The organism is Dyella sp. (genome assembly GCF_036568765.1).
Classification (GTDB): domain Bacteria; phylum Pseudomonadota; class Gammaproteobacteria; order Xanthomonadales; family Rhodanobacteraceae; genus GSA-30.
This window is the reverse complement of sequence record NZ_DATCRY010000005.1, coordinates 1-6,060: the sequence shown is the minus strand read 5'-3', so window position 1 is coordinate 6,060 and position 6,060 is coordinate 1. Positions and strand designations below refer to the sequence as shown.

The 6,060-nt window shown below is 62.3% G+C and carries 7 protein-coding genes; 3 read left to right on the top strand and 4 right to left on the bottom strand.

The genetic code is table 11. The features are described from left to right. From VIM98_RS00405 to VIM98_RS00395, 3 genes are all read left to right on the top strand, one after another. A partial coding sequence (locus VIM98_RS00405; protein ID WP_331991107.1) for a RimK family alpha-L-glutamate ligase occupies positions 1-706 on the top strand: 706 nt, incomplete at its 5' end. A gap of 334 nt (positions 707-1,040) precedes the next feature. Further along, positions 1,041-1,727, top strand: a complete 687-nt coding sequence (locus VIM98_RS00400; RefSeq protein WP_331991106.1) for a response regulator transcription factor — start codon at positions 1,041-1,043, stop codon at positions 1,725-1,727. Continuing rightward, positions 1,711-2,994 carry a HAMP domain-containing sensor histidine kinase gene (locus VIM98_RS00395; protein WP_331991105.1) on the top strand — a complete coding sequence of 428 codons (1,284 nt, stop codon included), beginning with the start codon at positions 1,711-1,713 and terminating at the stop codon, positions 2,992-2,994. The genes VIM98_RS00400 and VIM98_RS00395 overlap by 17 nt, the downstream gene beginning before the upstream one ends. A gap of 93 nt (positions 2,995-3,087) precedes the next feature. Here VIM98_RS00395 and VIM98_RS00390 read toward each other — a convergent pair whose 3' ends face one another. From VIM98_RS00390 to VIM98_RS00375, 4 genes are all read right to left on the bottom strand, one after another. Next, on the bottom strand, positions 3,088-4,005 hold the full coding sequence (locus VIM98_RS00390; RefSeq protein ID WP_331991104.1) for a branched-chain amino acid transaminase: 918 nt from the start codon (positions 4,003-4,005) through the stop codon (positions 3,088-3,090). Between the two features lie 115 nt (positions 4,006-4,120). Continuing rightward, positions 4,121-4,657, bottom strand: coding sequence for a DUF4124 domain-containing protein (locus tag VIM98_RS00385; RefSeq protein ID WP_331991103.1), 537 nt, complete (start codon positions 4,655-4,657; stop codon positions 4,121-4,123). 51 nt (positions 4,658-4,708) lie between these two features. Beyond that, a complete protein-coding gene (metF, locus tag VIM98_RS00380) occupies positions 4,709-5,536 on the bottom strand; it encodes a methylenetetrahydrofolate reductase [NAD(P)H] (RefSeq protein WP_331991102.1) in 828 nt (275 codons plus the stop codon). A 121-nt stretch (positions 5,537-5,657) separates the two neighbouring features. Beyond that, on the bottom strand, positions 5,658-6,060 hold a 403-nt coding region (locus VIM98_RS00375), incomplete at its 5' end, for a M12 family metallo-peptidase (RefSeq protein WP_331991101.1).

The following is a 6,060-nucleotide window of genomic DNA, read 5'->3' as shown; positions in this document are numbered from 1 at the left end:
CACCGCCGTACTGCGCCAGCTGGAAATGATGGGCGTGTATACGCCCAATCCTTCCGATGCCGTACTGCGCGCGCGCGACAAGCTGCGCTGCCTGCAGATTCTCTCGGCACAGGGATTGGACATGCCCGTCACCGTGTTCGGCGACAACCCCGACGACACCGCCGACGTGCTGGCGATGCTTGGCGACCCTCCGCATGTGATCAAGCTCAACGAGGGCAGCCAGGGCACCGGCGTCGTGCTTGCCGAAAAACGCAGCGCTTCGCAGAGCGTGATCGAGGCTTTTCGTGGCCTGTACGCCAACTTCCTGGTGCAAGAGTTCATCGGCGAGGCCAAGGGCAGCGATCTACGCTGCTTCGTGGTCGGGCGCAAAGTGGTCGCGGCGATGCAGCGCGAGGCCAGTCCCGGTGAATTTCGCGCCAACCTGCACCGCGGCGGCACCGCCGTGCCGGCCGTGCTCAGCGCCGAAGAAAAGCGCATCGCGGTCAAGGCCGCCGCCGCGCTGGGACTCGAGATCGCCGGCGTAGACATGCTGCGCTCGCATCGTGGCCCGTTGATCCTCGAAGTGAACGCCTCGCCCGGCCTGGAGGGCATCGAGGCGGCTACCGGGGTGAACGTCTCGCAACACATCATTCAGCATCTGGAGCAACATGCGCAGCTCAAGCGCCCGGTTGCCAAAGTCGTTAACGCCTCGGTCAGCGCCAATTAACTGCCCTATAACCGAACGAGGCCTATAAAGAACCCACTGTTTATTTGCTCGGCACTTCCAACCGCTTTGGTCCGGTGACAGCAAATGACGGTATCGGGGCAGTAGCTTGGGCCCAGGTGCGCGACTCTCAGGTCGAGGCATCTGGGCCTTTTTCTTTGGGGGATTACCGTGTCGCAGTTCCGGGGCCGGGTAGCTTGCCGACCCGTCGCGTCCAGGATTTCTTAATCGGCTCCTGCCGCTGCCCCCCTTGCGGTCGGCTGGTGTCGTCCCGATTTGTTAAGCTTGCTCCATCCCCCCTAGGGCTGGGTTTCCCGGCCGCGTACGGAGTCACGCAATGCGCGTACTGGTAATCGAAGACAACAGCGATATCGCGACCAATATCGGCGACTATCTGGAAGATCGAGGCCATGTCGTGGATTTCGCCGGCGATGGCGTCACGGGCCTGCATCTGGCGGTTGTCCATGATTTCGACGTGATCGTGCTCGACTTGACCTTGCCCGGCATGGATGGCCTGGACGTCGCCCGCAAGCTGCGCCATGAGGCGCATAAGCAGACTCCGGTGCTGATGCTTACCGCGCGCGACGCTCTGGAGCAAAAACTCACCGGCTTCGAGTCTGGCGCCGACGACTACATGACCAAGCCATTCGCCTTGCAGGAGCTTTCCGCGCGCCTGGAAGTGCTGGCACGTCGTGGCAAGGGCCCGCAAAGCCGTGTGCTCAAGGTCGGCGACCTGACCTATAACCTCGACACGCTGACGGTGACCCGCGAGGGCAAGTCGATCCAGCTCAACCCGATCGGCCTGAAGCTCTTGCAAGCCCTGATGGAAGCCAGTCCGTCGGTGGTCACCCGACAGGATCTCGAGCAGCGCGTCTGGGGCGAGGAACTGCCCGACAGCGATTCGCTGCGCGTGCATATTCATGGACTGCGTGCGGCGATCGACAAGCCGTTCGACAAGCCGCTGATTCATACGCGGCACGGCATCGGTTACCGCATGGTCGAGCCGGATGCAGTCCAGGCGTAAGCTCCGTTTCCGCCTGATCTGGAGTTTCGCGCTGTTCGGCTTCGGCCTCAGCGCGTTGTTCGCATTGGCGTCGCTCGACATCCGCTCGCGCGTAGAAGATCAGCTGATCACGACCAGCCTGCAGGACGAGGTCGACCACCTCAATGCGCAAGTCGTCGAGCACCCGGAACGCGCGCCATCGTTCAATATCATCAAGGCGTACTCGTGGAGCGATCGCACCATTTATAGGGCGCCCTTGCCGTGGCAATCACTCGACACGGGTGTGCACGACATGTACGAGGCGGGCCCGGACGGCCGTCAGCATCACTACAAGCTGGCAGTGCGACGCAAAGACGGGGTCATCAGCTTCCTGCAATATGACGTATCCCGAGACGAACTGGGCAAGCAGCAACTGATCATTAGTGTGATCGGTGCGGTGTTTATTTTTGGCCTGCTTTCGTTGGCGCTGGGTCTGTGGTTGTCGCGCAAAGTGCTCAAGCCGGTAACGGAGCTGGCACGGCGGCTGCGTGATTTTCGCAAGAACGGTAAAGTCGAGCCGCTCGCGCCGCTCTTCGCGAACGATGAAGTGGGCGAGTTGGCCATGGCGCTGGATGCTTATGCCGATCGCCTGACTGCGATGGTCGAGCGCGATCGCGAATTCAATTCCGATGTCAGTCATGAATTGCGTACGCCGCTGGCGGTGATTGCCAGTACGACCGAGTTGCTGCAAGGCTCGCCCGATCTGACCGACAAGCTGCGCGAGCGCCTGAAGCGCATCGAACGTGCGTCGCGTCAGGCCACCGAGCTGATCGAAGCTTTGTTGCTGCTTTCGCGTGCGGAGCGTCGAGGTCCGACGCGCGGCGAAACGACCGAAGTGGCCAAGGTCGCTGCCGACGTGATCGAGAGCCAGCGCCCGCAGATGCGCGATAAACCCTTGACCATCGACTTGGTCGAGCGTGGCACGATCAGTGTCAATGCGCCGGCCTCCGTGCTGTCCGTTGCCTTGACCAATCTGATCGGCAACGCGATCAAGTACACGCTAGAGGGCTCCGTACGTGTCGAGATCGGCAACGGTCGGATCGAAGTGATCGACACGGGCCCAGGCATCAAGCCCGAAGATGCCGAGCGCCTGTTCCAGCGTGGCGTGCGCGGCGAAGGTGCAGGCGGCAGCGGTGCAGGCCTCGGTCTGGCCATCGTGCGCCGCTTGTGCGAACTCTATGGCTGGGACGTCTCGATGCGTCCGCGCAGCGATGCGAACGGCGCGATTGCGGCGATCGTATTCGAGTGAAGGGTTAAGTGTGAGGTCGGCTGCTGCGCAGCCTGTGAGGAGGAATAGCCAAGCGTATCCTCCTCACTCCCGACGGGCGGGTGGCCTAACCCATTAAAGAGGTTCCAGCCAGCCCCACTGGTCGTTCGTCTTCCCATTGAACAAACCGAAGTACAGCTCCTGCAGGCGGCGCGTGATGCGGCCGGCTTTGCCGTTGCCGATCTGCTTGCCGTCGACGGAACGGATCGGCGTGATCTCTGCCGCCGTGCCGCACATCAGCAGTTCGTCGCACAGGTAGAGGTACTCGCGCGGGATATCGCGCTCGATCACTTCGATGCCGTCTTCGCGTGCCAGCGTCTTGATCGTGTCGCGGGTGATACCTGTGAGGATCGATGCACTGGCCGGCGTGGTGTGCAGAGCGCCATCGAAAACCAGGAATAGATTCTCGCCGGCACCTTCGCTGAGCAGACCGTTTGCAGCCAGCGCGATACCTTCGCCAAAGCCAAGACGGCGCGCTTCGCGTGCGATCAGCTGGCCGGAAAGATAATTGCCGCCGGCCTTGGCGCCCGCCGGGATAGTGTTGGGAGCGAAGCGCTGCCAGCTCGACACGCAAGCCTCGATCCCGGTCTCCAGCGCTTCCGGCCCGAGATACGGGCCCATGGGCCAGGTCGCCACCGCCATATCGATCGGCGTCTCCGCCGACAGGCCAAAACCGCCAAGACCGCGATAGGCGACCGGACGCAGGTAGGCGGCGGTCAGGCCATTCTTGCGAACGACCTCGCGGCAAGCTGCGGCCAGCTCGTCCTGGGTGTAGGGCAGGGCCATGTCGTAGATCTTGGCCGATTGGTAGAGGCGCTTGAGGTGGTCGGTCAGGCGGAAGATCGCCGCGCCATCGGGTGTGGCGTAGCTACGGATGCCTTCGAATACCGACGAACCATAGTGCAGCGCGTGCGCCATGACATGGGTGGTGGCTTCCTGCCACGGCTTGATCTTGCCGTTCTGCCAGATCCATTCCGGGTACTGCTGCGCCATGAGGGGTCTCCAACCAAAAAGCGCACCATGATACCCGGAGTGGTGGCCCTAAATGTTCAAGAGGGCAGCCCTGGGGCTACCTGGAGTTTGGCTCGCCCCTCGTCCTTTCGCTCCTTCAGGGTAGCAACCACAGGCACCCGGATCGCCGGGTAATGGCAAAGCGGGTTTGTTGTGCGCTGCCGGTGCCATCGTTGGCGGCGGTGCGTATCACCAGCACCGGGCCATGTGCCTCATCCTGGTCCGCCGGTGCTTCGGAATCCGAGTCATCGTCACCGCTCACCCCGAGCAGCGGTCGTTTCATCAACTGCCCTAGATCCTGGATCTGAGTGACCGCCGATTGCTTGCCGTAGCCACCCCACAGCATCAGAGCCGCCAGCCGATTAGGGTCGCGGCTGGCGAAGGCATCGATCACGCTTTGCCGCAGGGCGTCCAACGAGCCGGCACACAGCGCCGGTGGCGTAGCCGCTGCCTGCGTGGCATCGGGTTTGGGCGTGGGAGGTGGGACGGCCGGCGAGGCATTGAGGGCTGCGCAAGGCTGATCGGTGAAGACCGGTTGGCCATCCCCACCGATGCAGCGATGGACGATGCCCTGTGCATGCAGCGGCAGGGAGAGCGTCCATAGCAGTAACAATAGAAGGAATGGCCTTGTCATATGACCGAGCTTACGCGCAAACCGGCAAGCCACGCCGTGACGGCACGCGCGTCAAAGATCCAGACGCGACAGCACCGCTTCGGTTGCCTTGGCGCGATTGAGCGTATAGAAATGCAGCCCCGGTGCACCGCCTTCGAGCAGTCGCCGGCACAGTTGCGCGACGACCTCCGCACCAAGGTCGCGCACCGATTCGGTGTCGTCTCCGTGCGCCTGCATGCGTTTGGCGATCCAGCGCGGAATTTCCGCACCGCAGCCATCGGAGAAGCGCTTGAGCTGGGTGAAATTGGAGATCGGCATGATGCCCGGCACGATCGGTACATCGACACCCAGCTTGCGCACGTCGTCGACGAAGCGGAAATAAGCATCCGGGTTGAAGAAATATTGTGTGATCGCGCCGTTCGCGCCGGCTTCCACCTTGGCTTTGAAGTGCTTCAGGTCGATCAGCGCGTCCTCTGCTTGCGGATGGGTTTCCGGATACGCGGCGACCTCGATGTGGAAGTAGTCGCCGGAGTGTTCGCGAATAAAGCGGACCAATTCGGCGGCATAGCGGAAATCACCGGGCGTGGCCATACCCGAAGGCAGGTCGCCACGTAGTGCGACGATGCGGCGACAGCCATGCTGGCGATAGCCATCCAGCAACTGCGCGATCTCCGCCCGGGTGCCGCCCATGCAGCTCAGGTGAGGGGCTACCGAGAGCGCGTGGCGTTCGCGCAGCTGCTTCACGGTCTCGCCGGTATAGCTCAGCGTCGACCCGCCCGCGCCGAAAGTCACCGAAACGTATTCGGGTGACCGGGACTTGAGCCGCTGCGCGGCGGCGTGCAATTGCTCGCGCTGCTCGTCCGTCTTGGGCGGGAAGAATTCGAAGCTGATGGCCGTCATGAGTTCGGGTCCGTACGGGGCATGATGGCAAAGGGTACATATCTTTTCATTGCGATGAAAGGATATTTAATGATCCCCCTGGTTAAGTTATCCCGGCCGGCCACTTGCCAGGGGGAAAGGCTCAGCGGAAGCCGGCCACTGTCGCAGCGCGCTCGTTCAGCACGCGGACGTTGTCGCTTTGATGGTCATTGCCCATGACCCAGCCGTTCCAGCGACTGTTCGGGCCAGACCAGAGGTTGACGCGCGTACAGCTGGCCGGGCAGTTATAGGCCATGACCGTACGCAACCGCGCTTCCGGGTTCTGGTAACCGTGGCCGTACGCGTAGACCGTGTTGGTCTCATTGGCCGGATCGTGCGTTGCACCGTAGTTGTGTCCGATCTCATGGCCAAAACTGTAATAGCCGGTGGCGCAAGCCGTGGTGCTCACGCTGAAGGCTTTCGTCGCATCCACGTTTAAATGGCCGAGGCCGCAGAAATCCCGACCCGTCGTGATGAGGGCAACCAGATCGGCACCGACTTCGTTG

Excerpts from the sequence above, each read along its gene's own strand:
- VIM98_RS00400 (WP_331991106.1), top strand. The coding sequence starts at position 1,041 with ATGCGCGTACTGGTAATCGAAGACAACAGCGATATCGCGACCAATATC.
- VIM98_RS00395 (WP_331991105.1), top strand. The coding sequence starts at position 1,711 with ATGCAGTCCAGGCGTAAGCTCCGTTTCCGCCTGATCTGGAGTTTCGCG.
- VIM98_RS00390 (WP_331991104.1), bottom strand. The coding sequence starts at position 4,005 with ATGGCGCAGCAGTACCCGGAATGGATCTGGCAGAACGGCAAGATCAAG.
- VIM98_RS00385 (WP_331991103.1), bottom strand. The coding sequence starts at position 4,657 with ATGACAAGGCCATTCCTTCTATTGTTACTGCTATGGACGCTCTCCCTG.
- metF (WP_331991102.1), bottom strand. The coding sequence starts at position 5,536 with ATGACGGCCATCAGCTTCGAATTCTTCCCGCCCAAGACGGACGAGCAG.